Here is a 25,497-nt window from a genome sequence, read left to right on the forward strand (position 1 = left end):
ACGCACTTACTGAATGATCAGGTTATTGAACAACAGATCCTCAACCACCGGCTTGCCGGTCTCGTCATTCATCACTTGCTGGGTCTGCTTCAACGCTTCCTGACGCAGCTTCTCTTTACCCTCGATGCTGCCCATCGCCTCGGTGGTCTGCTGGGTGAACAGTGCCACCAGCTGATTACGGATCAGCGGCTCGTTGGCCTTGACCAGTTTGGTCGCCTCCTCACCGGTCACGCGCAATGCCACATCGGCCTTGTAAACCTTAAGCTTCGGCGTGCCGTCCAACCCGTAGTTGCCCACGAACGGCGGGCTCAGGGTGATGTAGTTGACCTTCGGCGCCTCGCCTTCTTTAGCTTCTTCGGCCAGCGCTGCCACAGGCAGAGACAGGGCCAGCAACAACATGATCCACGCTTTCACAATTCGCTCCTTATCCGGTTTGCGGCCTAGCATAACGACCCGCCACGCAAGCACAAGCTTATGGCTGACTATCAGGGCCGGGCATGCTCGTTGACCCGTTGACTGACACACCTACACTTATCGGCCATCACTCCCAAAGGAATAGCCCTGATGAAAGCCGTGCTGTGCAAAGCCTTCGGCCCTGCCGAATCGCTGGTGCTGGAAGACGTCGCCAGCCCTGTCGCGAAGAAGAACGAAATCCTCCTGGAGGTGCACGCCGCCGGGGTCAACTTCCCGGACACGCTGATCATCGAGGGCAAGTACCAGTTCAAGCCACCCTTCCCGTTCTCGCCGGGTGGTGAAGCGGCTGGCGTGGTCACGGAGGTCGGGGAAAAGATCAGCCACCTCAAGGTCGGCGACCGGGTCATGGCCCTGACCGGTTGGGGCAGCTTCGCTGAACAGGTCGCGGTGCCGGGCTACAACGTGCTGCCGATTCCGCCGTCGATGGACTTCAACACCGCCGCCGCGTTCAGCATGACTTACGGCACCTCGATGCACGCCCTCAAGCAACGCGCCAACCTGCAAGCGGGGGAAACCCTGCTGGTACTCGGTGCATCCGGCGGCGTCGGCCTGGCGGCGGTGGAAATCGGCAAAGCCATGGGCGCCCGCGTCATTGCTGCCGCCAGCAGCGCGGAGAAGCTCGCCGTGGCCAAGGCTGCCGGCGCCGATGAGCTGATCAACTACAGCGAAACCAGCCTCAAGGAAGAAATCAAACGCCTCACCGACGGCCAGGGCGCCGACGTGATTTACGACCCGGTCGGCGGTGATCTGTTCGACCAAGCCATCCGCGCCATCGCCTGGAATGGTCGCCTGCTGGTGGTGGGCTTCGCCAGCGGGCGCATTCCGGAACTGCCGGTAAACCTCGCCCTGCTCAAAGGCGCGGCGGTACTCGGCGTATTCTGGGGTTCCTTCGCCCAGCGCCAGCCGCAGGACAACGCGGCGAACTTCCAGCAGTTGTTCGGCTGGTTTGCCGAGGGCAAGTTGAAACCGCTGGTATCGCAGGTGTATCCGCTAAGCAATGCGGCGCAGGCGATCAATGATCTTGGCCAGCGCAAGGCCGTGGGCAAGGTTGTAGTGCAAGTGCGCTGAGTAATCTTTCGATGCAGGCCAGAATGCCCGGTTCGGTCGTTCTGGCCTGTGTTATCAAAGCAACTCACGAATCTCCGCTGGTAACAGGCTTATGAATTTACGCGTCGGACTCTGCCGACAAGCCCTGACGATCTTTTCAACCTGCCGATTCATCTTGGCAATCATCGCCAGACGTTGTGCGTCCGGTAGCTGAGTTTTATGGAAGACGTTCGAGAGATAGGCGCGGGTTTGAGCAAATACCGCCGAATCGATCCATGAGTACTCTGCAATGTTGGCGAGGTTCTCGTTAACCGTACGGCATCGCAAGGCTTTCAGTTGCTGATTGACGTGAATGGGCAGATCCAGATCGAGCCTGAAAATCATTGGCGCGATGATTTCCTGCTGTTCAGGTTTATTCCCTTCAACCGTCCAAGGCTTGAAACGCCACTGCGCTATAGCGTCTCGAACCGCATCGGCCAAGTCAGGATGAGTGCTCTCTCGAATGCTGATTTCGCTGACTGAACCATCCGCACTGGCAATGAAACTAACCTTCACCTCGCCCGTTACACCCGCCCTTTGCAGCTCCAGCGGGTAAATCGGCTGGGGATTGTTTTCCGGTATCAAAAACACTTCTGAGGCCAGCGCAGAACCGCCGATTACCAACAAAAGCCCAGCAAAAATCCAGCGCATGATCCTGCCCCTCCCTAGTGAGTTGCCCCCTCCGGCAACAACACAAAGGTTACTGAGCAGTGACTTTTAACTGAATGGCGCACCTTCGCCGCTGCATGCAGGACGTTTCCCTGATCCCCTCGGGAAACCGGGAAAATCCGCTGCGCGAATAGTCGCAGGTAATTTTTCCGACGGATGTTTAGCTGCCGTTTGCGCCTGCAACGTCACCGGGCATCAACTGTTCCTGAACCTTCCGACTACGAGATTGGACCAACTGCCCCTTGTCATCGAAGCGCAGAACAATCAGCCAGTCATACACATCCACTGGCCATTTCGCCTGACCGATCAGCGCCGGGCCATCGCCGCCGAAAGCGGCAATCAGCTTATTGATGTGCCCATGGTGCCAGGCAATCAGCACGGTTTTTGCCTGATTGTGCTTGCGCAGCCGAGTGACCAGCTCGTCGACCTGGTTATTGGCGCAGGGCTGTTCGATGGGCAGTTGCAGGCGCTGGGACAGCGGGATCAGTGTCTGCCGTGGCCGCATACTTTCCGGGCTGTCGGCGGTAGCGATCAGACGCTGAGGGGTGAGCGCCTGGCCATCCAGTTTCAACGGCGTGAAATAGTCGGCATAAGCCGCAGCGCGTTGTTCGCCCCGGGCATTCAGTTCACGGCCTACATCAGGCTTTTCCGCATGACGAACGATCAACACGGTGACATTGCGCAGGCCTGGCGCCGCAGAACCTTGGGCGAAGCTCAGTGCCAACACTGAAACAGTCACCACTGCGACCATCAACAGTCTGGGCAATAGCCTGCGAACTTTCGGGGTCATCGTTTATCTCGCGAAATCAGTCGATCCATAGATCGCGAGTCTAAGACACAACATTCCAGGCGCGACAAAAACGCCCTGTTCTTACAGCTGAGCGACAGGTTCGTAAAGGAACGCGCGACTTCCAACATTTTCCGCTATTTGCTCGATGCGAACCGGTGCTATTTTCGGTAACGAAACTGTAACATTCGCATCCGCAGTCAAAACAAGAAATCTGGAGCTCTTGAATGTTTGCTTTCTTTCGTCCTGCCGCACATCAGGCTCCATTGCCTGAAGAAAAAATAGACAGCACGTACCGACGCCTGCGCTGGCAGATCTTCGCCGGTATCTTCTTTGGCTACGCGGGTTACTACCTGCTGCGCAAAAACTTCTCGCTGGCCATGCCGTACCTGATCGACGAAGGCTACAGCCGTGGCGATCTGGGCCTGGCGATGTCGGCGATTGCCATCGCCTACGGCCTGTCGAAATTCCTCATGGGCCTGGTGTCCGACCGTTCCAACCCGCGCTACTTCCTGCCGTTCGGCCTGCTGGTCTCGGCTGGGGTGATGTTCATTTTCGGTTTCGCGCCTTGGGCAACGTCCAGCGTGACCATGATGTTCATCCTGCTGTTCATCAACGGCTGGGCCCAGGGCATGGGCTGGCCGCCAAGTGGCCGGACCATGGTGCACTGGTGGTCGCAGAAGGAACGCGGTGGCGTGGTATCCGTGTGGAACGTGGCGCATAACGTTGGCGGCGGCCTGATCGGCCCGCTGTTCCTGCTCGGCATGGGCTTGTTCAACGACTGGCACGCGGCGTTTTACGTACCGGCAGCAGTGGCGCTGGGCGTGGCGGTATTTGCCTTCATCACCATGCGCGACACCCCGCAATCGGTCGGCCTGCCGCCCATCGAGAAGTACAAGAACGATTACCCGGAAGGGTACGACGCCAGCCACGAAGACGAATTCAGTGCCAAGGAAATCTTCGTCAAATACGTGCTGCGCAACAAAATGCTCTGGTACATCGCCATGGCTAACGTCTTCGTTTACCTGCTGCGCTACGGCGTACTGGACTGGGCGCCGACCTACCTGAAAGAAGCCAAGGGTTTCACCGTCGATAAAACTTCGTGGGCTTACTTCTTCTACGAGTGGGCGGGCATTCCGGGCACGCTGCTGTGCGGCTGGATGTCGGACAAGATCTTCCGTGGCAACCGTGGCCTGACCGGTATGGTGTTCATGGCGCTGGTGACCGTGGCGACCCTGGTTTACTGGCTGAACCCGGCCGGTAACCCGACCGTCGACATGATCGCGCTGTTTTCGATCGGCTTCCTGATCTACGGCCCGGTGATGTTGATCGGTCTGCAGGCGCTGGAACTGGCGCCGAAGAAAGCCGCCGGCACGGCTGCGGGTTTCACCGGCCTGTTCGGCTATCTGGGTGGTTCGGTCGCGGCCAGTGCGGCGATGGGCTACACCGTTGACCATTTTGGCTGGGACGGCGGTTTCGTCCTGCTGGTGGGCGCTTGCCTGCTGGCGATGGCCTTCCTGGCCCCGACGCTATGGCACAAGCAAGTCGCCAGTCAGAGCCGTGAAGCAGTCGCTTGATCGCTTTGTGATTTACAGCGCTTGAGCCGCGCCTCCAGATTACGGTCTGGCATGGCGTGGCTGCGCAGGGCGTGGGCGGTCTGCTCGACATAATCGCGAGTGGTGCCGTAACGCCCGCAAGCGCTTGCGAACACCTGGCTCAGCACGTGATCCGGCAAGTTGCCGGCATAGCTGGGCAGGTGTCGCTCCAAAACGAATCCCAACGCCTGAACCTGACTGCCATCTTCGAGCCGGCAGTTGAGCCAGTGTGGCCGGTAGGAAGGCACTGGCATCTCGCGTTTCCACAAGGCGTACAGCGCCGCGTCGAGATTATCTTCCGGCAAGCGATAGGCGAAGCCACTGCACGAACCGCCGCGATCCAGACCAAACACCAGACCGGGCATTTCCGGCGTGCCGCGATGCTCGTGCGACCACAGGTACAAACCGCGATGGTAACCATGCACGCGTCCGCGCACCCGCTCCACCGCCGAGCATTCAGGCCGCCAGATCAGTGAGCCATACGCGAACAGCCACACCGGCCCGCCCTTGTGGCGCGCCATGGTTGATTGCATGGAAGCGAGAAGTTGTTCGTGCGTCAGCTGCGGCCCAAGATCGAGCCGCGGAGGGTAATTCAAATTCAGAAAAGCGTTTTCAATGGCGCTCATGGCGAATAGCGTTCAGCTCCCCGCGGGTGAAGAATTACTTAATAGAACGCACCGCTGTAACAATAAGGCACATATGTTTTAAGGCAATTTGAGTGCCATGGCACAGTTCTTAATTGATTGCCTGATTGATATATAACCTAGCGGTATTTATGCGATTACATAAATACCGATCGGCTATATAGCGAGTTATAACGAATCAGGAGCGGGGGGCGTAAGCGAACACGTCGGCGCGCATTTGATGGGCGTCCATGCCCGCTTCAACCAGTGCGTCCAGAGTGCCGTAGACCATGGCCGGCGAGCCGCTGGCGTAGACGTGCAGCGGTTTCAGATCCGGGAAATCTTCACAGACTGCCTCGTGCAGCATGCCGCAGCGCCCTTCCCAACCGCATTGATCGCTGACGACTTTATGCAGGAACAGATTGGGTAATTTCAGCCACTCGTCCCAATGTTCGATCTCATAGAAATCTTCCGGACGGCGCACGCCCCAGTACAGATGCACCGGGTGTTTGAAGCCTTTAGCGCGGCAGTGTTCGATCAGGGCGTGAATCTGGCCCATGCCGGTGCCGGCGGCAACCAACACCAGCGGCCCGTCGGGCAGCTCGGCCAGATGCGTATCGCCGAACGGCAACTCGACCCGCACCATCGCGTTGCGTTGCAGCTGTTCGATCAGGCTCAGTGCACTGGCTTCGCGCGCCAGCACGTGGATTTCAAGATCACGCCCGCCGTGCGGTGCCGAGGCCATGGAGAACGCTGACTTCTCACCGTTCTCGCGCTCGATCATCAAATACTGCCCGGCGTGATAACGCGGTGGCTTGCCCGCCGGAGCGCGCAGCCGCACACGCCAGGTGTCGCCACCCACGTCGCGGCATTCGATGACCTGACATGACAGGCTGCGCACCGGCAGTTCTCCCAGCGCGAGCACGCCATCCCACAGCAGGATGCAGTCTTCCAGCGGCTCGGCTATGCAAGTGTAGAACTCGCCGTGGTCGTGCACTTTGCCATCCTGCGCGACGCGGCCTTCAACCAGCAACGCCGCACACACATGACAATTACCGTTGCGGCAGCTTTGCGGGCATTCGTAGCCCAGACGCCGCGCGCCGTCGAGAATCCGCTCACCGGGCTGTATCTCAAGCACTGCTCCGGAGGGCTGCAGGGTTACACGCATCAATCTATTCCTAACTGATTCCAGATGGCATCGATCCGTTGGGTGACGGCGTCGTCCTTGACGATCACACGGCCCCACTCGCGAGTGGTTTCGCCCGGCCACTTGTGGGTGGCATCGAGGCCCATTTTCGAACCCAGGCCGGAGATCGGCGAGGCGAAGTCGAGGTAGTCGATCGGCGTGTTATCGATCATCACCGTGTCGCGCTTGGGGTCCATACGCGTGGTGATGGCCCAGATCACGTCGTTCCAGTCACGGGCGTTGATATCGTCGTCAGTGACGATAACGAACTTGGTGTACATAAACTGTCGCAAAAACGACCAGACACCGAGCATCACGCGCTTGGCGTGCCCCGGATACGACTTCTTCATCGTCACCACAGCCATGCGGTACGAACAGCCTTCCGGCGGCAGGTAGAAGTCGGTGATCTCCGGGAACTGCTTCTGCAGGATCGGCACGAACACTTCGTTCAACGCAACGCCGAGGATCGCCGGCTCATCTGGCGGACGACCGGTGTAGGTGCTGTGGTAGATCGGTTTGATCCGGTGGGTGATGCGCTCGACGGTGAACACCGGGAAGCTGTCGACTTCGTTGTAGTAACCGGTGTGATCGCCGTAAGGACCTTCGTCAGCCATCTCGCCCGGGTGGATTACGCCTTCGAGGATGATTTCGGCGGTGGCCGGCACTTGCAGGTCGTTACCACGGCACTTGACCAGTTCGGTGCGGTTACCGCGCAAGAGCCCGGCGAAAGCGTATTCGGACAGGCTGTCCGGCACTGGCGTCACGGCGCCGAGAATGGTCGCCGGATCCGCACCCAGGGCGACGGACACCGGGAACGGCTGGCCCGGATGCTTCTCGCACCACTCGCGGAAGTCGAGAGCGCCGCCACGGTGGCTGAGCCAGCGCATGATCACCTTGTTGCGGCCAATCACTTGCTGACGGTAGATACCGAGGTTCTGGCGATCCTTGTTCGGGCCTTTGGTGACGGTCAGACCCCAGGTGATCAGCGGGCCGACGTCGCCGGGCCAGCAGGTCTGCACCGGCAGCATGGCCAGATCGACGTCGTCGCCTTCGATGACCACTTCCTGGCACACCGCGTCTTTGACGACTTTCGGCGCCATCGAGATGATCTTGCGGAAGATCGGCAGTTTCGACCATGCGTCTTTCAAGCCCTTCGGTGGCTCCGGCTCCTTGAGGAACGCTAGCAGCTTGCCGATTTCGCGCAGCTCGCTGACCGATTCGGCGCCCATGCCCATCGCCACCCGTTCAGGCGTGCCGAACAGGTTGCCGAGCACCGGGATGTCGTAGCCGGTGGGTTTCTCGAACAGCAACGCCGGGCCCTTGGCCCGCAGCGTGCGATCGCACACCTCGGTCATTTCCAGCACCGGCGAGACGGGAATCTGGATGCGTTTCAACTCTCCGCGCTGCTCAAGCTGCTGCACGAAATCCCGAAGATCCTTGAATTTCATTGACGATGGCACCCTCAAAATAGGCGTACATCCTACCTGCTCTGACGGGCAAACAGCAGCCCGTCAGAGCCTGGCATCAATCAATTGTCGCTGGTGCCCAGCATCAATGGCGCAAACAACGGGCTCAGTCTGGCGCTGCCAACGTCCGAAAGATGATCGGCATCCTTGTATTGCGAGTGGCCATCGACATCGATGGCGCACAAGCCGTCCTTGCACATCAGCGGCGTCGGATCGATGACATGAATGCCGGAATCAGCGGCGCTCATCGAGCCGAACAACGAAGTGAAAAACTGCTGGCGAGCCAAATGTTCGTTGAGCGGGCGACCGAGACCTTCTGCCGAACGGCCGATGCGCGCCAGACTGGTCAGACGGTCGATGAAGCTCTTGTGTTGCAGTGGCACTTCCTTGAACAGCCAGACTTGCACACCCGCTTCACGCAACTCGGCCACTTGCGCCTTGAGGGCGGCAGCCATGCGCTGCTCTGCCTGGCGCGGGTTGTCCTTGCGATCAAGCAGGAACTGTATATCGCCATCGCCGTCTTCACGACCATAAACGTACAGGCTCCAGTTCGCCGCCAACACCACGTCCTTGATCCCCAGACTCCTGACGCGGTCCATGTTGCGCTGGTTGAAGTCTTTGCACTGAGGGCGTAAGTGGTCATCGATGATCGGCGGGCACCCGGTCAAGCTGTACAGCCACACCGGCTGCACGTTGCGCCCGGCATTGCCTTCGATGGCTGGCAACAACGCGGCGGCGTGACTGTCGCCCCAGAACATTTTCGTCGCCGTTATATGTTGATCACCACCCACAAGGCAGGATTTGGTCAGTGCCTTGTCCGTGCTCAAGTGCATGCAGTTCGACTGCCCCGCATTCCACTCGCGCGATTGCGCATATTCCAGTGCCTTGCCGGTCAGGCGCTGCGGCACGCCGTCTGCCGAACGAATGGCCGAACCGGTAATCGCCAGCACGGCGATCGACACCAAACCTCCTATCAACACTGAGTTACGGCTGGCGAATACACGCTTTTCACGGAAGGGTAGTTCGATATAGCGCAGGCTCAGCCAGGCCAGCGCCAATGCCAGGGCCATCCAACCGAGCGCTTCCAGCGGCTGGATACCGTCGATGGAGATCGCATTGGCATACACGTAAACCGGCCAATGCCACAGATACAGCGAATAGGAGAGCAAGCCGATCCACACCAGAACCCGGATACTCAACAACCGGCCCGCCCACGTTGGGCCCTGTGCACCCGACCAGATCAGCGCCGTCGTGCCCAATACCGGCAACAGCGCCGCCCAACCCGGGAACACTGTGGTTTTGTCGAAGGTAAACACCGCCACCAGCACCGCCGCAAGCCCGACAAGGCCAACGGACTGCCGCAGCCATGGCCGCGCAACATGCTTAGGCACGGGTATTACCGCCAGCATGGCCCCGCAGAGCAGCTCCCACGCGCGGGTCGGCAACGAGAAAAAGGCAAACTCCGGCCGGCGTTCGATGTAGATGATGTTCAGGCCGAACGACACCAGCAGCACGGCGAACAGCATCCAGCGCCAATGACGGAGGTAGCGCATCAGCAAGACCATCATCAACGGGAAGAAGATGTAGTACTGCTCTTCCACCGCCAGCGACCAGGTATGCAGCAACGGCTTGAGTTCCGACGCCGGCGCAAAGTAGCCGTCTTCACGCATGAACAGGATGTTGGAAATGAACAGCGACTGGTAACGAATCGTTCGCCCCAGTTCGGCAAGGTCCTTGGCCGTCAGCAACAGCCAGCCTAATGCCAGCGTCACCACCACAACCACAGTCAACGCCGGCAGGATGCGTCGGGCGCGACGCCCCCAGAAGTCGAGGAAGCTGAAGCGCTGCGCGCTGATTTCACGAAACAGGATTGAAGTGATCAGAAAACCGGAAATGACGAAGAACACATCAACGCCGACAAAGCCGCCGCTGAATGTGTTGAATCCGAAATGAAACAGGACGACGGGAATAACCGCCAGCGCCCGTAATCCGTCGATATCACGGCGATTGCCAAACGTGTGCATAACCTTTCTTATCCTTGTAGGTACAAACCGCTCCAGACAAGGACAGTAGCGCGTTACGAAAGTTATGCGGCGCGTACGCAAAAAAAACGCCCCCTTTCGGGAGCGTTCTTTTTTACAGCGTGTGTATTACTTACGCTTCATCGACAAGAAGAACTCGTCGTTGGTCTTGGTCGTCTTCAGCTTGTCGACCAGGAACTCGATGGCAGCCACTTCGTCCATCGGGTGCAGCAGCTTGCGCAGGATCCACATACGCTGCAGTTCGTCGTCGGCGGTCAGCAACTCTTCGCGGCGGGTGCCGGAGCGGTTGATGTTGATGGCCGGGAACACACGCTTCTCGGCGATCTTACGATCCAGAGGCAGTTCCATGTTGCCGGTACCCTTGAACTCTTCGTAGATCACTTCGTCCATCTTCGAGCCGGTTTCAACCAGCGCGGTGGCGATAATGGTCAGCGAGCCGCCTTCTTCGATGTTACGCGCGGCACCGAAGAAACGCTTTGGCTTCTCGAGGGCGTGGGCATCGACACCACCGGTCAATACCTTGCCGGAGCTCGGGATCACGGTGTTGTAGGCACGGGCCAGACGGGTGATGGAGTCGAGCAGGATCACCACGTCTTTCTTGTGCTCGACCAGGCGCTTGGCCTTCTCGATCACCATTTCGGCTACCTGTACGTGACGGGTCGGCGGCTCGTCGAAGGTCGAGGCAACCACTTCGCCGCGCACGGTGCGCTGCATTTCGGTTACTTCTTCCGGACGTTCGTCGATCAGCAGCACGATCAGGTGAACTTCAGGGTTGTTACGGGCGATGTTCGCGGCGATGTTCTGCAGCATGATCGTTTTACCGGCTTTCGGCGGTGCAACGATCAGACCACGCTGGCCTTTGCCGATCGGGGCGCACAGGTCGATGACACGACCGGTCAAGTCTTCGGTGGAGCCGTTACCGGCTTCCATCTTCATGCGCACGGTCGGGAACAGCGGAGTCAGGTTCTCGAAGAGAATCTTGTTTTTCGCGTTCTCGGGACGATCGAAGTTGATCGTGTCGACCTTGAGCAGGGCGAAATACCGCTCGCCTTCCTTCGGAGGGCGGATCTTGCCAACGATGGTGTCACCGGTGCGCAAGTTGAAACGGCGGATCTGGCTTGGCGAGACGTAGATATCGTCCGGGCCGGCCAGGTAGGAAGCGTCAGCGGAGCGCAGGAAGCCGAAGCCGTCCTGGAGAATCTCCAGCACGCCATCACCGGAGATTTCCTCGCCGCTTTTCGCGTGCTTTTTCAGCAGGGAGAAAATCACGTCCTGCTTGCGCGAACGGGCCATATTTTCTATGCCCATCTGTTCGGCCAATTCGAGCAGTTCGGTAATCGGCTTTTGCTTGAGTTCAGTCAGATTCATATAGGAATGACGTAATCATTTATGGAGGGGGGGAAATTAAGCTTTTGGCTTAATGAGGCCGCGCCGCGGAGAAGGCGACAGGATCGCGAACTAATTCGAAAAGGAGTGCGTCGGCGACGGCTAGCAGGGGGCAATGGAGAAACCAGTGCGGGGCCGAATGTACCACCTGAGTTTCGGAGCGTCTAGCCCTGAATACGCAAAAAGCCCCGCTAATTTGCGGGGCTTTTTTTCAGGCACTTTACAGCGACGCTTAGATGTTGGCGTCGAGGAAAGCCGCCAGTTGCGACTTCGACAGGGCGCCGACTTTGGTCGCTTCAACGTTGCCGTTCTTGAACAGCATCAGGGTCGGGATACCACGCACGCCGTGCTTGGCCGGGGTTTCCTGGTTTTCGTCGATGTTCAGTTTGGCAACGGTCAGCTTGCCTTTGTAAGTCTCGGCAATCTCGTCCAGAACCGGAGCGATCATTTTGCAAGGACCGCACCATTCAGCCCAGTAATCGACCAGGACAGCGCCTTCGGCCTTGAGTACGTCGGCTTCGAAGCTAGCGTCGCTAACGTGTTTGATAAGATCGCTGCTCATGGAATTCTCCAGGTTGTAAGCAAAAAAACGTGGCCCATCATAGCCGCCCTTCCCCTGTTCAGGAAGCCGCAGTTGATTGAGTCTTGCTATGGCACTCGATGAGTTTGGGTATAGCTCAAGTCACGTCGTGGCGGGGGCAATGAAAGCAATTCCGGTACGCAGGGCGGCGTTGCGCACGTGTTCCTGCATGGCTTTTTGTGCAGCACCGGAGGCGCGGCGTGTAAGGGCCCGGAGGATCTTGCGGTGTTCCTGCCAGGTTTCCATGGCGCGCTCGGTGCGGATGAACGGTAGTTTCTGGCTCTCGAGAAAGATCTCGGCGCTGGCAGTGAGGATGCTCAACATCGCCTGATTGCCGCTGGCCAAGAGGATTCGGCGGTGGAATTCGAAGTCCAGTTTTGCTGCTGCCTCAAAGTCACCAGCCCTCAATTGGTCACGCATGGCCGCAACGTTGTCTTCGAGCGCATCCAGATCGAACGTGCTTAACGTGACCGCCGCCAGCCCTGCGGCGAAGCCTTCCAGCGCATAGCGCAACTGAAAGATATCCAGCGGTGACGCTTGCGCCGCAAATGGCCAGCCCGGTGCCTGCGCGCCACGCGGCAACTCTACGGGCGACTGCACGAACACGCCTTTGCCCGGCTGAATACTGACCACACCCAGCGCACTCAGCGAGGACAACGCCTCACGCAACGACGCCCGGCTGACGCCCAGTTGCAGCGCCAGGTCCCGTTGCGACGGCAACGCATCGCCCGCACCGAAACCCTGCTCAGTGATCAGTTTGCGGATCGCTTGCAGCGCCACTTCGGGTACCGCACGGGAAATCGAGTTCATGGTTTTTCAGACGCGCCAGGCCAATGTGCGGCTAGTTGTAAAGCTATTCGCCGAGTCCGGCAAGTCGTGCCCCAGCAGGGTTCGGCGAACCACACCGGTGCGCCATGGCAGTGCGAAAAACAACCTGACTGTTCAGACCAGTAAGACCGAACAAAGCCGCTGAAACCGCGGTCTGCCGCGTCGAAACCGGTGTATTGGCACGGCCCATGCTCTGTCCGATCGCAGAAATCACTTCCCGCCGATCCGGAGATTGTCCATGACCAAGCGTTACAGCGCCCTCCTCGCCGCTCTGTTTTCCAGCCTGTTGCTCAGCCAGGCCCCCGCGCACGCCGACGGTCTCGACGACGTGGTCAAACGCGGCACGCTGAAAGTCGCCGTGCCCCAGGACTTCCCGCCATTCGGCTCGGTCGGCCCGGACATGAAACCGCGCGGCCTCGATATCGACACGGCAAAACTGCTGGCGGACCAGCTCAAGGTCAAACTCGAACTGACCCCGGTGAATAGCACCAACCGCATCCCGTTCCTGACCACCGGCAAAGTCGATCTGGTGATCTCCAGCCTCGGCAAAAACCCTGAGCGCGAAAAAGTCATCGACTTCTCCCGTGCTTATGCGCCGTTCTACCTCGCCGTGTTCGGCCCGCCAGATGCGGCCATCGCCAGCCTCGACGACCTCAAGGGCAAAACCATCAGCGTCACCCGTGGCGCCATCGAAGACATCGAACTGAGCAAAGTCGCCCCCGAAGGCGTGACCATCAAGCGCTTCGAAGATAACAACTCGACCATCGCCGCCTACCTCGCCGGCCAGGTTGATCTGATCGCCAGCGGCAACGTGGTGATGGTCGCGATCAGCGAAAAGAACCCGAAACGCGTCCCTGCGCTGAAAGTGAAGCTCAAGGATTCGCCGGTCTACGTTGGCGTGAACAAGAACGAAGCGGCGCTGCTGGCCAAGGTCAACGACATCCTGACCACCGCCAAGGCTGACGGCGCACTGGAAAAGAATTCGCAGACCTGGCTGAAAGAGCCGCTGCCGGCCGATCTCTGATCGACTGCGCGGGAGACCTTCATGGCTTATCAGTTCGATTTCATGCCGGTGGTGGAAAACACCGACCTGTTGCTGCGCGGGGCGCTGTTCACCCTTGAGCTGACGGCCATCGGTGCGTTGCTCGGGGTCGGTGTCGGAGTTGTCGGGGCTTTGGTGCGGGCGTGGAACATCCGCCCGTTCTCGGCAATCTTCGGCGTCTACGTCGAGTTGATCCGCAACACGCCGTTTCTGGTGCAGTTGTTCTTTATCTTCTTCGGCCTGCCGTCGCTGGGCGTGCAGATTTCCGAGTGGCAAGCGGCGGTGCTGGCGATGGTGATCAACCTCGGTGCTTATTCGACGGAAATTATTCGCGCCGGCATTCAGGCAATCCCGCGCGGACAGCTGGAAGCCGCAGCGGCATTGGCGATGACGCGTTTCGAGGCGTTCCGCCACGTGGTGCTGCTGCCGGCACTGGGCAAGGTCTGGCCGGCCCTGAGCAGCCAGATCATCATCGTCATGCTCGGCTCGGCGGTGTGTTCGCAAATCGCCACCGAAGAGCTGAGTTTTGCCGCCAACTTCATTCAGTCGCGCAACTTCCGCGCCTTTGAAACCTATGCGCTGACCACGCTGATCTACCTGTGCATGGCGCTGCTGATTCGCCAGTTGCTGAACTGGATTGGCCGACGCTATATCAGTCGAAGCGGGAGCCGCGCATGAGCGATTTCACCTTTTGGGACATCCTGCGCAACCTGCTCACCGGCCTGCAATGGACACTGGCGCTGTCGCTGGTGGCGTTCATTGGTGGCGGGATCGTCGGGCTGCTGATCCTGGTCATGCGTATCTCGAAAAACTCTGTGCCGAGCAGCATCGCCCGCACCTGGATCGAGCTGTTTCAGGGCACGCCGCTGTTGATGCAGTTGTTTCTGGTGTTCTTCGGCGTAGCGCTGGCCGGGATCGAAATCTCGCCGTGGATGGCCGCAGCGATTGCCCTGACCTTGTTTACCAGCGCTTATCTGGCGGAGATCTGGCGCGGCTGCGTCGAGTCGATCGCCCATGGCCAGTGGGAAGCCTCGGCGAGTCTGGCGCTGAATCCGCTGGAACAACTGCGCTACGTGATCCTGCCGCAAGCACTGCGCATCGCTGTGGCGCCGACCGTGGGTTTCTCGGTGCAGGTGGTCAAGGGCACTGCCGTGACCTCGATCATCGGCTTCACCGAACTGACCAAGACCGGCGGCATGCTCGCCAATGCCACGTTTGAACCGTTCATGGTCTACGGCCTCGTCGCCCTCGGCTACTTCCTGCTCTGCTACCCCTTGTCCCTCAGTGCGCGCTACCTGGAAAGGAGACTGCATGCCTCTGCTTAGAATTTCCGCCCTGCATAAATACTACGGCGATCACCATGTGCTTAAAGGCATCGACCTCAGCGTCGAGGAAGGCCAGGTCGTGGCAATCATCGGCCGCAGCGGATCGGGCAAATCCACCCTGCTGCGCACCCTCAATGGTCTGGAATCGATCAATGACGGCGTGATCGAAGTCGACGGCGAATACCTCGACGCCGCCCGCGCCGATCTGCGCAGCCTGCGGCAGAAAGTCGGCATGGTGTTTCAGCAGTTCAACCTGTTCCCGCACCTGACCGTGGGCGAAAACGTCATGCTCGCGCCGCAGGTGGTACAGAAAGTGCCGAAAGCCAACGCTGCGGAGCTGGCCAGGGAGATGCTGGAGCGCGTGGGGCTCGGGGAAAAGTTCGATGCCTTCCCGGATCGGTTGTCTGGGGGCCAGCAACAGCGGGTAGCGATTGCCCGGGCGCTGGCGATGTCGCCAAAAGTGTTGCTTTGCGATGAAATCACCTCGGCGCTCGACCCGGAACTGGTCAATGAAGTGCTCAGCGTGGTGCGACAACTGGCCAAGGAAGGTATGACGCTGATCATGGTCACCCATGAAATGCGCTTTGCCCGCGAGGTCGGCGACAAACTCGTGTTCATGCATCATGGCAAAGTCCATGAGGTGGGGGATCCGAAGGTGTTGTTTGCCCATCCGCAGACGGCAGAGCTGGCGAACTTTATTGGCACGGTGGAAGCGACAGCCTGAATCTGCCTCATCCTGATCGTTCCCACGCTCCGCGTGGGAATACAGCCAGGGACGCTCCGCGTCCCAAAAGCGGACGCAGAGCGTCCGGTGAGGCATTCCCACGCAGAGCGTGGGAACGATCAGGTTCGGGGTGCGCGCTCCGGCGGTTTGAACCATGCGCGTTGGCGCCAGCGTTTGATCGTGGCACGATGACGGGGTTATCGACCGAGACCCCCTGACCATGCCGCAATCCCAAGCCAAGAATCTGTCCCTGATCGCCGCAATCGACCTGGGCTCGAACAGCTTTCACATGGTCGTGGCCAAGGCCCAGAACGGTGAAATCCGCATTCTCGAACGCCTCGGCGAGAAGGTTCAACTTGCCGCCGGCATCGACGATGAGCGCCATCTCAACGAAGAATCGATGCAACGCGGCCTCGATTGCCTCAAGCGTTTTGCCCAACTGATCAACGGTATGCCGCTGGGCGCCGTGCGCATCGTCGGCACCAACGCCCTGCGTGAAGCGCGCAACCGCCTCGAATTCATCCACCGCGCCGAAGAAATCCTAGGTCATCCGGTGGAAGTCATTTCCGGCCGTGAAGAAGCGCGCCTGATTTATCTGGGCGTGTCGCACACCCTCGCCGACACCCCGGGCAAACGTTTGGTCGCCGATATCGGCGGCGGCAGTACCGAATTCATCATTGGCCAGCGCTTTGAGCCATTGTTGCGCGAAAGCCTGCAAATGGGCTGTGTCAGCTTCACTCAACGCTACTTCAAGGACGGCAAGATCACCCCGGCCCGCTACGCCCAGGCGTATACCGCGGCGCGGCTGGAGATCATGAGCATCGAACACGCCCTGCATCGCCTGACCTGGGATGAAGCCATCGGCTCCTCGGGCACCATCCGTGCCATCGGCCTGGCGCTGAAGGCCGGCGGTCACGGCACTGGCGAAGTGAATGCCGAAGGCCTGGCGTGGCTCAAGCGCCGCCTGTTCAAGCTCGGTGACGTCGACAAGATCGATTTCGAAGGCATCAAGCCTGATCGCCGGACAATCTTCCCGGCGGGTCTGGCGATTCTCGAAGCGATTTTCGACGCCCTCGAACTGCAACGCATGGACCACTGCGACGGCGCTCTGCGTGAAGGCGTGCTCTACGACCTGCTCGGCCGTCATCATCATGAAGACGTGCGCGAGCGCACCCTGACCTCGCTGATGGAGCGTTACCACGTCGACCTGGAACAGGCGGCGCGGGTTGAGCGCAAAGCCTTGCACGCGTTTGACCAGGTGGCAGTGGACTGGGAGCTGGACGACGGCATCTGGCGCGAACTCCTCGGTTGGGCAGCGAAAGTGCACGAAGTCGGTCTCGACATCGCGCACTATCACTACCACAAACACGGTGCTTACCTGATCGAACACTCGGACCTCGCCGGGTTCTCCCGCGAAGACCAACAGATGCTCGCGCTATTGGTGCGTGGTCATCGCCGCAACATTCCCAAGGACAAGTTTGCCGATTTCGGCGACGACGGCGACAAGCTGATTCGCCTCTGTGTGCTGCTGCGCTTTGCGATCCTGTTCCACCACATTCGCGGTACTCAGGCGATGCCGCAGGTGGTGCTGCATGCCAAGGGCAACACCCTCGATGTGGAATTCCCGGAGAACTGGCTGGATGAGAACCAGCTGACTCAGGCGGATTTCGGGCTTGAGGCGGATTGGCTGACGCGGGTTGGTATCGTCCTTACCGTCCACTGAGTCGGGCAGGCACAAAAAAGGCGATCCACAGGGATCGCCTTTTTTATTGGGTTCGGCTTGAAATTGGAGGTGGGCCTTCCCCCTCACCCCAGCCCTCTCCCGAGGGAGAGGGAGCCGATCTCCGTTGGCTTCAAGGCCTGAGTTCGACTCGGTAGTTCAGGTCGGCGTAACTCGCCCATCCAACCCGGTCAGTCCCCTCTCCCTCTGGGAGAGGGTTAGGGTGAGGGGCTTTTGACCTTCAAGGCCTCAACTGCTCACCGGCAAGATCGGGCTACCCAACCGCTCCAGCAACGTCGCCTGCGCACTCCGCGGGTTCTGGTTGCCGGTCGGCGTGTTGCGGATGTAACGACCATCCGACTGCAAACTCCAGCTGTGGGTATTGTCGGTCAAATACAGCTCCAGTTCTTTCTTCACCCGGGTCAGCAGCTTTTTACCTTCGACCGGGAAGCAAGTCTCGACGCGCTTGTCGAGGTTGCGCTCCATCCAGTCGGCGCTGGAGAGGAACATCTGCTCATCGCCGCCATTGAGGAAGTAGAACACGCGGGTGTGTTCCAGGAATCGGCCGATGATCGAGCGCACATGGATGTTGTGCGAAACACCGGCGATGCCCGGACGCAGGCAGCACATGCCGCGCACCACCAGATCGATGCGCACGCCGGACTGGCTGGCCTTGTACAGCGCGCGGATGATCTTCGGATCGGTCAGCGAGTTGAACTTGGCGATGATGTGCGCCGGTTTGCCGTCGAGCGCAAATTGCGTCTCGCGGGTGATCATGTCGAGCATGCCCTTCTTCAGGGTGAAGGGCGCATGCAGCAGCTTCTTCATGCGCAGGGTTTTACCCATGCCGATCAACTGGCTGAACAGTTTGCCGACGTCTTCGCACAAGGCATCGTCGGAGGTCAGCAGGCTGTAGTCGGTGTAGAGCTTGGCGTTACCGGCGTGATAGTTCCCGGTGCCGAGGTGCGCGTAACGGACGATCTCGCCGGCCTCGCGACGCAGGATCAGCATCATCTTGGCGTGGGTCTTGAAGCCGACCACGCCGTAGATCACCACCGCACCGGCCGCTTGCAGACGGCTGGCCAGTTGCAGGTTGGACTCTTCGTCGAACCGTGCACGCAGCTCGATGACTGCCGTCACTTCCTTGCCGTTACGCGCGGCATCCACCAGCGCATCGACGATCTCGGAGTTGGCACCGGAGCGGTACAGCGTCTGGCGCACAGCGAGCACGTGCGGGTCTTTCGCCGCCTGACGCAGGAGGTCGACCACCGGGGTGAACGACTCGAACGGGTGCAGCAGCAGGATGTCCTGCTTGCTGACCACGCTGAAAATGTTTTCGCTGTTCTGCAGCAGTTTCGGGATCTGCGGGGTGAACGGCGTGTATTGCAGCTCCGGATGACTGTCCAGACCGGTGATGCTGAACAGCCGCGTCAGGTTGACCGGGCCGTTGACCTGATACAGCTCGCTCTCGCTCAGGTTGAACTGCTTGAGCAGGTAGTCCGAGAGGTGTTTCGGGCAGGTGTCAGCGACTTCCAGACGCACCGCGTCACCGTAACGACGCGAGAACAGCTCGCCACGCAGGGCGCGGGCCAGGTCTTCGACGTCTTCGGAATCGAGCGCCAGGTCGGCATTTCGGGTCAGGCGGAACTGATAGCAGCCTTTTACCTTCATGCCCTGGAACAGGTCATCGGCGTGGGCGTGGATCATCGACGACAGGAACACATAGTTGTCACCCGGGCCGCCGACTTCTTCCGGCACCTTGATGATTCGTGGCAGCAAACGCGGTGCCGGGATGATCGCCAGACCGGAATCGCGACCGAAGGCATCGATGCCTTCGAGCTCGACGATGAAGTTCAGACTCTTGTTCACCAGCAACGGGAACGGGTGCGTCGGGTCGAGGCCGATCGGGGTGATGATCGGCGCGATCTCGTCGCGGAAATAGCGGCGCACCCAGGTTTTGATCTTGGTCGTCCAGTGGCGGCGACGAATAAAGCGCACCTGATGCTTTTCCAGCTCCGGCAACAGGATGTCGTTGAGGATCGCGTACTGACGGTCAACGTGACCGTGAACCAGCTCGCTGATCCGCGCCAGCGCTTGATGCGGCTGCAAGCCGTCAGCACCGGCTTGTTCACGGGCGAAGGTAATCTGCTTCTTCAGGCCGGCGACGCGAATTTCAAAGAATTCGTCAAGGTTGCTGGAGAAGATCAGCAGGAACTTCAGGCGTTCCAGCAACGGATAGGACTCGTCCAGCGCCTGTTCCAGCACGCGGATGTTGAATTGCAGTTGCGAAAGCTCACGGTGGATGTACAGGCTGCTGTCATCCAGGCCCGGTATGGCAATCACTGGCGCCGCCGCGACAGGTTCGGCGACTGGCGCGGGTGGCGCAGGCTCCAGCTCCGGCGGGGTCTCGGTGATTTGCTCGACCACCGGTTGAGCTTCTTTTACTGCAACTTCCGTGAGTCCTTCGGTATTCATTGAATGTTCCTGGGAGGGCTATTTCTGCTCTCGTAACAATTGAGCGGCGCGGACAGCAAAGTAAGTCAGGATGCCATCAGCGCCGGCACGTTTAAAGGCGGTCAGTGATTCGAGAATCACCGCCTCGCTCAACCAGCCATTCTGGATCGCCGCCATGTGCATGGCGTATTCGCCGCTAACCTGATAGACGAAGGTCGGCACTTTGAAGGCATCTTTTACCCGGAAAAGAATGTCCAGATACGGCATGCCGGGCTTGACCATGACCATGTCCGCGCCTTCAGACAAGTCGGCGCCGACTTCGTGCAGCGCTTCGTCGCTGTTGGCCGGGTCCATCTGATAAGAGGCCTTGTTGGCCTTGCCGAGGTTCGACGCCGAACCGACAGCATCGCGGAACGGGCCGTAATAGGCGCTGGCGTACTTGGCCGAATAAGCCATGATCCGCACGTTGACGTGGCCGGCGATTTCCAGCGCTTCGCGGATTGCCTGAATGCGACCGTCCATCATGTCCGACGGCGCCACCACCTGCGCGCCAGCTTCAGCATGGGACAACGCCTGACGGACCAGTGCGTCGACGGTGATGTCGTTCTGTACGTAGCCTTCTTCGTCGAGAATGCCGTCCTGGCCGTGGGTGGTGAATGGATCGAGCGCGACGTCGGTGATCACGCCCAGCTCAGGGAAACGCTCACGCAGAGCGCGGGTGGCGCGCTGAGCGATGCCTTCGGGATTCCAGGCCTCAGCGGCGTCGAGGGATTTCAGCTCGGGCGGAGTGACCGGGAACAGCGCCAGCGCCGGAATCCCCAGTTCCACCCACTTGGCCGCTTCTTCGAGCAGCAAATCGATCGTCAGCCGCTCTACCCCAGGCATCGAGGCCACGGCTTCGCGGCGGTTTTCACCGTCGAGCACGAACACCGGCAGGATCAGGTCATCGACTGTCAGCACATTTTCCCGCACCAGCCGACGCGAAAAATCATCACGACGGTTGCGACGCAGGCGAGTGGCAGGGAACAGACGATTGGCAGGGGTAAAGCTCACGGCGGACTCCTGAGCCCGCGCAAACGGGCGAGCGTGACAGTTATAGACGGCCATTATGACGAACAGATGACAGTTATGTGTGCCCCGTGACATGTAGCCGCATTCCATTGTCAGTGTAGGAATTGTTCACGTCGAGACACATTTGGACACTTTCATGAATGTGTCCGAAGGGTTAGGCTGCGCGTTCATTTCGCCAGCACCCAGACAATGCTCCAACAATTTCTGCATGACTTTGGCTACTTTGCCTTGTTCCTCGGCACGTTCTTCGAAGGCGAAACCATTCTGGTGCTCGCGGGCTTCCTCGCGTTTCGTGGATACATGGACATCAACCTGGTGGTGGTCGTGGCGTTCTTCGGCAGCTATGCCGGCGATCAGCTGTGGTACTTCCTCGGCCGCAAGCACGGGCGCAAATTACTCGCGCGCAAACCGCGCTGGCAGCTGATGGGCGACCGCGCGCTGGAGCACATTCGTAAGCATCCTGACATTTGGGTACTGAGTTTCCGTTTCGTTTACGGTCTGCGCACAGTGATGCCGGTGGCGATCGGTCTGTCGGGGTATCCGCCGGGACGTTATCTGCTGCTCAACGGCATCGGTGCGGCGATCTGGGCGACCGCATTGGCTGCCGCCGCTTACCACTTCGGTGCGGTACTGGAAGGCATGCTCGGCAGCATCAAGAAGTACGAGTTGTGGGTACTCGGGGCGCTGCTGATTCTTGGCGTCGGCCTGTGGCTGCGCCGCCGCTTCAAGAATGCGCGGCTGGCCAAACAGGTTTACGCCGACGAGCAAGCCGCGAAAGCTGCACTGCTGAATCAAGCCGAAGAACGCAAGCCTGCCGCACCGAAGACGCCAGCCGAATAACTCGCTGGCGACTTGCTACAGCCCGCCGGCACTGAGCGGGCTGGCCGACCCTTTCAGTCAGACGGATCACTTTTATCCTCGCTACTCTGGGGCATTCAAGTTCGCCAGCGGCGTTGTCACGCCAAAAATCTCCCGCTCGTTACGCCGCAGGCAACCCCAAATAATGAACACCCCGCCGTCGTTGCGATCCATGTAGAAAGCGCTCCATGCAGGTGCAGCCGCCACTTGGGCCTATGGCAACGCGCGACAATTTAGTGGACATTTAGCGCCATGAATCTGGAGAGAAACCCATGAGCAAAAAAGTTGCAGTGATCCTGTCCGGCAGTGGCGTGTACGACGGCGCCGAGATCCATGAAAGCGTCATCACCCTGCTCCGTCTCGACCAACGCGGTGCGCAGGTGCAGTGCTTCGCCCCGAACATCGCGCAATTGCACGTGATCAATCACCTGACCGGCGAAGAAATGCCCGAGTCGCGCAACGTTCTGGTGGAATCGGCGCGCATTGCCCGCGGCAACATCAAGGACATCCGCGAAGCCGACGTCGATGACTTCGATGCGCTGATCGTGCCGGGTGGGTTTGGTGCGGCGAAGAACCTGTCGAACTTTGCTGTTGAAGGCGCTGGCTGCAGCGTGCAGCCGGAAGTACTGGCGCTGGCCGAGGCATTTGCCGAAGCGGGCAAACCGGTCGGTCTGATGTGCATCTCGCCGGCACTGGCGGCGAAGATCTACGGCCCGGGCGTAACCTGCACCATCGGCAACGACGCCGACACCGCCACGGCGCTGAACAAGATGGGCGCCACCCACGAAGACTGTGCGGTGACGGAAATCATCGAAGACAAGGCGCGCAAACTGGTGACGACCCCGGCTTACATGCTGGCACAGAACATCAGTGAGGCGGCTTCGGGGATCAACAAACTGGTCGACCGCGTGCTCGAACTGACCCACGAAAACGACGCCTGATACGGTCTACTGTAGGAGTGAGCCTGCTCGCGATGTCGGTGTATCAGGCAACATATCTGTTGAATGACCGGCCGCTATCGCGAGCAGGCTCACTCCTACAAGGGGATTTGTGCAAGGCTTAAGGTTTGCGGGTCAGGCGCGTGAGAATGCGATCCAGCGCATTGGCAAACGCCTGCTTCTCACGATCGCCAAACGGGGCCGGTCCGCCGCTCATCTGGCCTTGTTCGCGCAGATCAGTGAACAGGTTGCGCACGGCCAGGCGCTCGCCCATGTTCTGCGCATCGAACTCCTTGCCGCGCGGATCCAGCGCCGCGACGCCCTTCTTCACCAAACGATCGGCCAGCGGGATATCGCTGCAAATCACCAGCTCACCGGGCACTGCGTGTTCGACCAGATAATCGTCTGCCGCATCCGGACCGCTCGGCACCACGATCAGTTTGACGATGGCCAGTCCCGGCTTGATCTGCGGCTGCCCGGCCACCAGCACTACTTCGAACTGGCGCTTGAGGGCGAACTTCACCACCAGATCCTTCGCCGCCCTTGGGCAGGCGTCGGCATCGATCCATACACGCATTTTTCTAATCTCCAAAAACAATTCGCTAGCAGGTCGAATCGTCGCACCGTCACTCCCACAGGTTACGCGTAAACCCTGTGGGAGCGAGCCTGCTCGCGAATGTGAGCGCAGCGAATGCTATTCAGGCGACTACCCGCCGCTTTTCCGCCATCCAACTACGCCCATACAACACAGCAATCGCCAGAATCGCCACCGCCTGCGCCGTCAACGAATACGCATCGGCATGAATCCCCAGCCAATCGAATTCAAAGAACGCCACCGGCCGCGTGCCGAAGATCCCGGCTTCCTGCAACGCCTTCACGCCATGCCCGGCAAACACCACCGACAACGCGCAGAGCAGCGCCGCGTTGATGCTGAAGAACAGCGTCAGAGGCAGCTTCGCCGAACCGCGCAGAATCACCCACGCCAGACCGACCAGCAGCACCAGCGCCGTGGCGCCACCCGCGAGCACCGCGTCATGCCCGGCCGGGCCGGCTTGCAGCCACAGGGTTTCGTAAAACAGGATCACTTCGAACAACTCGCGATACACCGAGAAGAACGCCAGAATCGCGAAGCCGAAACGCCCGCCGCCGCCGACCAGGCTGCTCTTGATGTAATCTTGCCAGGCCGCAGCATGGCGACGGTCATGCATCCACACGCCCAGCCACAAGACCATGACACTGGCGAACAGCGCCGTCGCACCTTCGAGCAGTTCACGCTGCGAACCGCTGACGTCGATCACATACGCCGCCAGCGCCCAGGTGCCGAGGCCGGCCAGCAACGCCAAGCCCCAACCGACGTTGACGCTGCGCACCGCCGATTGCTGGCCGGTATTGCGCAGGAAAGCGAGGATAGCTGCCAGCACCAGAATCGCTTCCAGACCTTCACGCAGCAGAATCAGCAAACCGGAGATGTAGCTCAGCGACCAGCTCAAGCCGTCACTGCCGAGCAACCCGGCGGACTCTTTAAGCTTGGCTTTGGCGGCGTCCAGGCGCTGCTCGGCCTGCTCGACCGACAAACCGTCCTGCAACGATTGCCGATACGCCATCAGTGATTTTTCGGTGTCCTTGCGCACATTGGCGTCAACGTTATCCAGCGAGCTTTCGACCAGCTCAAAGCCTTCCAGATACGCCGCCACCGACAGGTCGTAAGCCTGATCGTGTTCACCGGCGCGATAGGCGGCAAGGCTCTTGTCCAGCGTTGCGGCGGTGTAGTCGAGCAACTGCGCCGGGCCACGCTTGACCTGCGGCGGCTGCGCGCGTTGTGCACGGAACGTCGCTGCAGCTTGCGGACCATCGGCGGCCTGCACTTCGGCCGGTGTCTGGCGCGCCAGATCGGCGATGTTGTAGGTTTTCTCGGCTTTGGCCGCCGCCGGATCAGCGCTGAACCCGGCGATGTAGGTCGCCAGATCCCAACGCTGCCGATCATCGAGCTGATCGGCAAACGCCGGCATGTCGGTGCCTTCGACGCCTTGGCCGAGGGTGTTGTAGATCGCGTACAGACTCAGGTGATCCAGCCGCGCCGCATCACGCAGATTGGCCGGTGCCGGGGTCATGCCGAGGCCCGCCGGGCCGTCACCGGCGCCACTGTCGCCGTGGCACACCGAGCAATTCTGCGCATAGAGCGGCGCACCCCGGGTGGGATCGGGGGTGATGATCGGCGCTTGGCTGACCTCATACGCCACCGCCAGTTGCGCGCCCAGTTGCCGTGCCTGCCGGGCCACTTCGGCGCCATCCTGCCTGGCAGTGATTGCCGCGTGCAAAGCGCTGACACCCTGCTCCAGCGCAACCTTTTCAGGCTTGGCCGGCATGCCGGCGATCAAGCCTTGCAGCGCCCGCGTGAACTCCAGTTGCTCGCGGTATTCGGAATCATCGACAACCTTGCCCGCCGCTACCGTCGGCGGGTAGTCGGCGCTGATGTAATCGAGCAGGTGCAGCGCTTGCGGCGCGCCTTCCACGGTATCGGCCAGCAGATTAAAGCTGCTCAGGGCAAACAACGGGAACACCAGCCAAGCCAGAAAACGGGACGAGGCAGTCATGAATGAGTCTCAAATGGAAATGCGAAGTTACATATTGTTCACTTCGAAC

General features: G+C 59.9%; 23 protein-coding genes. 9 read left to right on the forward strand and 14 right to left on the reverse strand.

All coding sequences use genetic code 11. The features are described from left to right. Nucleotides 1-6: 6 nt before the first annotated feature. Nucleotides 7-414 (reverse strand): flagellar basal body-associated protein FliL, encoded by a 408-nt coding sequence (locus ACOYXH_RS24195; protein ID WP_027610485.1) that lies wholly within the window; start codon nucleotides 412-414, stop codon nucleotides 7-9. A gap of 150 nt (nucleotides 415-564) precedes the next feature. Here ACOYXH_RS24195 and ACOYXH_RS24200 point away from each other — a divergent pair, with 150 nt between their 5' ends. After that, nucleotides 565-1,542 (forward strand): NADPH:quinone oxidoreductase family protein, encoded by a 978-nt coding sequence (locus ACOYXH_RS24200; protein ID WP_460409990.1) that lies wholly within the window; start codon nucleotides 565-567, stop codon nucleotides 1,540-1,542. Nucleotides 1,543-1,596: 54 nt separating this feature from the next. Here ACOYXH_RS24200 and ACOYXH_RS24205 read toward each other — a convergent pair whose 3' ends face one another. Together ACOYXH_RS24205 and ACOYXH_RS24210 are read right to left on the reverse strand one after the other, a co-directional pair. Then, nucleotides 1,597-2,211, reverse strand: a complete 615-nt coding sequence (locus ACOYXH_RS24205; protein ID WP_220557152.1) for an energy transducer TonB — start codon at nucleotides 2,209-2,211, stop codon at nucleotides 1,597-1,599. Nucleotides 2,212-2,389: 178 nt separating this feature from the next. Next, nucleotides 2,390-3,019, reverse strand: a complete 630-nt coding sequence (locus ACOYXH_RS24210; RefSeq protein WP_258708962.1) for a flagellar basal body-associated protein FliL — start codon at nucleotides 3,017-3,019, stop codon at nucleotides 2,390-2,392. Between the two features lie 224 nt (nucleotides 3,020-3,243). Here ACOYXH_RS24210 and glpT point away from each other — a divergent pair, with 224 nt between their 5' ends. Continuing rightward, nucleotides 3,244-4,593, forward strand: a complete 1,350-nt coding sequence (gene glpT, locus ACOYXH_RS24215; RefSeq protein ID WP_016985912.1) for a glycerol-3-phosphate transporter — start codon at nucleotides 3,244-3,246, stop codon at nucleotides 4,591-4,593. On the opposite strand, the gene ACOYXH_RS24220 is transcribed toward glpT, so the two are convergent. From ACOYXH_RS24220 to ACOYXH_RS24250, 7 genes are all read right to left on the reverse strand, one after another. Next, complete coding sequence (locus ACOYXH_RS24220; RefSeq protein WP_095049382.1) at nucleotides 4,569-5,237, reverse strand: gamma-glutamylcyclotransferase; 669 nt, start codon at nucleotides 5,235-5,237, stop codon at nucleotides 4,569-4,571. The genes glpT and ACOYXH_RS24220 overlap by 25 nt on opposite strands. A 196-nt stretch (nucleotides 5,238-5,433) precedes the next feature. Further along, entirely contained in the window at nucleotides 5,434-6,402 is a 969-nt protein-coding gene (locus ACOYXH_RS24225) for a CDP-6-deoxy-delta-3,4-glucoseen reductase (protein WP_095049381.1), read from the reverse strand. Then, nucleotides 6,402-7,868, reverse strand: a complete 1,467-nt coding sequence (gene ubiD / locus ACOYXH_RS24230) for a 4-hydroxy-3-polyprenylbenzoate decarboxylase (protein WP_095049380.1) — start codon at nucleotides 7,866-7,868, stop codon at nucleotides 6,402-6,404. Before ubiD ends, ACOYXH_RS24225 begins: the two co-directional genes overlap by 1 nt. Nucleotides 7,869-7,948: 80 nt before the next feature. Further along, complete coding sequence (locus tag ACOYXH_RS24235; RefSeq protein ID WP_258708963.1) at nucleotides 7,949-9,910, reverse strand: acyltransferase family protein; 1,962 nt, start codon at nucleotides 9,908-9,910, stop codon at nucleotides 7,949-7,951. A 126-nt stretch (nucleotides 9,911-10,036) separates the two neighbouring features. After that, complete coding sequence (gene rho, locus ACOYXH_RS24240) at nucleotides 10,037-11,296, reverse strand: transcription termination factor Rho (protein WP_003229334.1); 1,260 nt, start codon at nucleotides 11,294-11,296, stop codon at nucleotides 10,037-10,039. Between the two features lie 250 nt (nucleotides 11,297-11,546). Next, the gene (trxA, locus tag ACOYXH_RS24245; protein WP_003206727.1) at nucleotides 11,547-11,876 is read right to left on the reverse strand and encodes a thioredoxin TrxA; all 330 of its coding nucleotides are present in this window, start codon (nucleotides 11,874-11,876) and stop codon (nucleotides 11,547-11,549) included. Nucleotides 11,877-11,996: 120 nt separating this feature from the next. Continuing rightward, a complete protein-coding gene (locus ACOYXH_RS24250; RefSeq protein ID WP_095049378.1) occupies nucleotides 11,997-12,704 on the reverse strand; it encodes a FadR/GntR family transcriptional regulator in 708 nt (235 codons plus the stop codon). A 256-nt stretch (nucleotides 12,705-12,960) separates the two neighbouring features. Between ACOYXH_RS24250 and ACOYXH_RS24255 the strand changes: the two genes are divergently transcribed. The 5 genes from ACOYXH_RS24255 to ppx all read left to right on the forward strand — a co-directional run bounded on the left by ACOYXH_RS24255 (nucleotide 12,961) and on the right by ppx (nucleotide 17,536). Continuing rightward, nucleotides 12,961-13,746, forward strand: coding sequence for a transporter substrate-binding domain-containing protein (locus ACOYXH_RS24255; RefSeq protein WP_095049377.1), 786 nt, complete (start codon nucleotides 12,961-12,963; stop codon nucleotides 13,744-13,746). 21 nt (nucleotides 13,747-13,767) lie between these two features. After that, nucleotides 13,768-14,442 carry an amino acid ABC transporter permease gene (locus ACOYXH_RS24260; protein ID WP_095125810.1) on the forward strand — a complete coding sequence of 225 codons (675 nt, stop codon included), beginning with the start codon at nucleotides 13,768-13,770 and terminating at the stop codon, nucleotides 14,440-14,442. Next, complete coding sequence (locus ACOYXH_RS24265; protein WP_095049376.1) at nucleotides 14,439-15,089, forward strand: amino acid ABC transporter permease; 651 nt, start codon at nucleotides 14,439-14,441, stop codon at nucleotides 15,087-15,089. The genes ACOYXH_RS24260 and ACOYXH_RS24265 overlap by 4 nt, the downstream gene beginning before the upstream one ends. Next, nucleotides 15,076-15,813, forward strand: coding sequence for an amino acid ABC transporter ATP-binding protein (locus ACOYXH_RS24270; protein ID WP_220557154.1), 738 nt, complete (start codon nucleotides 15,076-15,078; stop codon nucleotides 15,811-15,813). Before ACOYXH_RS24265 ends, ACOYXH_RS24270 begins: the two co-directional genes overlap by 14 nt. 220 nt (nucleotides 15,814-16,033) lie before the next feature. Continuing rightward, entirely contained in the window at nucleotides 16,034-17,536 is a 1,503-nt protein-coding gene (ppx, locus tag ACOYXH_RS24275; RefSeq protein WP_093429742.1) for an exopolyphosphatase, read from the forward strand. Nucleotides 17,537-17,782: 246 nt separating this feature from the next. On the opposite strand, the gene ppk1 is transcribed toward ppx, so the two are convergent. Both ppk1 and hemB read right to left on the reverse strand, forming a co-directional pair. Further along, nucleotides 17,783-20,008 carry a polyphosphate kinase 1 gene (gene ppk1, locus ACOYXH_RS24280; RefSeq protein WP_093429741.1) on the reverse strand — a complete coding sequence of 742 codons (2,226 nt, stop codon included), beginning with the start codon at nucleotides 20,006-20,008 and terminating at the stop codon, nucleotides 17,783-17,785. 18 nt (nucleotides 20,009-20,026) lie between these two features. Next, the gene (hemB, locus tag ACOYXH_RS24285; RefSeq protein WP_008084506.1) at nucleotides 20,027-21,040 is read right to left on the reverse strand and encodes a porphobilinogen synthase; all 1,014 of its coding nucleotides are present in this window, start codon (nucleotides 21,038-21,040) and stop codon (nucleotides 20,027-20,029) included. Nucleotides 21,041-21,247: 207 nt separating this feature from the next. Here hemB and ACOYXH_RS24290 point away from each other — a divergent pair, with 207 nt between their 5' ends. Further along, nucleotides 21,248-21,898 carry a DedA family protein gene (locus ACOYXH_RS24290; RefSeq protein ID WP_460409992.1) on the forward strand — a complete coding sequence of 217 codons (651 nt, stop codon included), beginning with the start codon at nucleotides 21,248-21,250 and terminating at the stop codon, nucleotides 21,896-21,898. Nucleotides 21,899-22,188: 290 nt separating this feature from the next. After that, nucleotides 22,189-22,857: an isoprenoid biosynthesis glyoxalase ElbB gene (elbB, locus tag ACOYXH_RS24295; protein ID WP_449122558.1), complete on the forward strand. Its 669-nt coding sequence runs from the start codon at nucleotides 22,189-22,191 to the stop codon at nucleotides 22,855-22,857. A 118-nt stretch (nucleotides 22,858-22,975) separates the two neighbouring features. Here elbB and ACOYXH_RS24300 read toward each other — a convergent pair whose 3' ends face one another. Together ACOYXH_RS24300 and ACOYXH_RS24305 are read right to left on the reverse strand one after the other, a co-directional pair. Beyond that, a complete protein-coding gene (locus tag ACOYXH_RS24300; protein WP_007911138.1) occupies nucleotides 22,976-23,431 on the reverse strand; it encodes a YaiI/YqxD family protein in 456 nt (151 codons plus the stop codon). Nucleotides 23,432-23,552: 121 nt separating this feature from the next. After that, entirely contained in the window at nucleotides 23,553-25,448 is a 1,896-nt protein-coding gene (locus tag ACOYXH_RS24305; RefSeq protein WP_095049371.1) for an FTR1 family protein, read from the reverse strand. Between the last annotated feature and the right edge of the window lie 49 nt (nucleotides 25,449-25,497).

It is taken from the genome of Pseudomonas sp. Mb7, assembly GCF_054790525.1.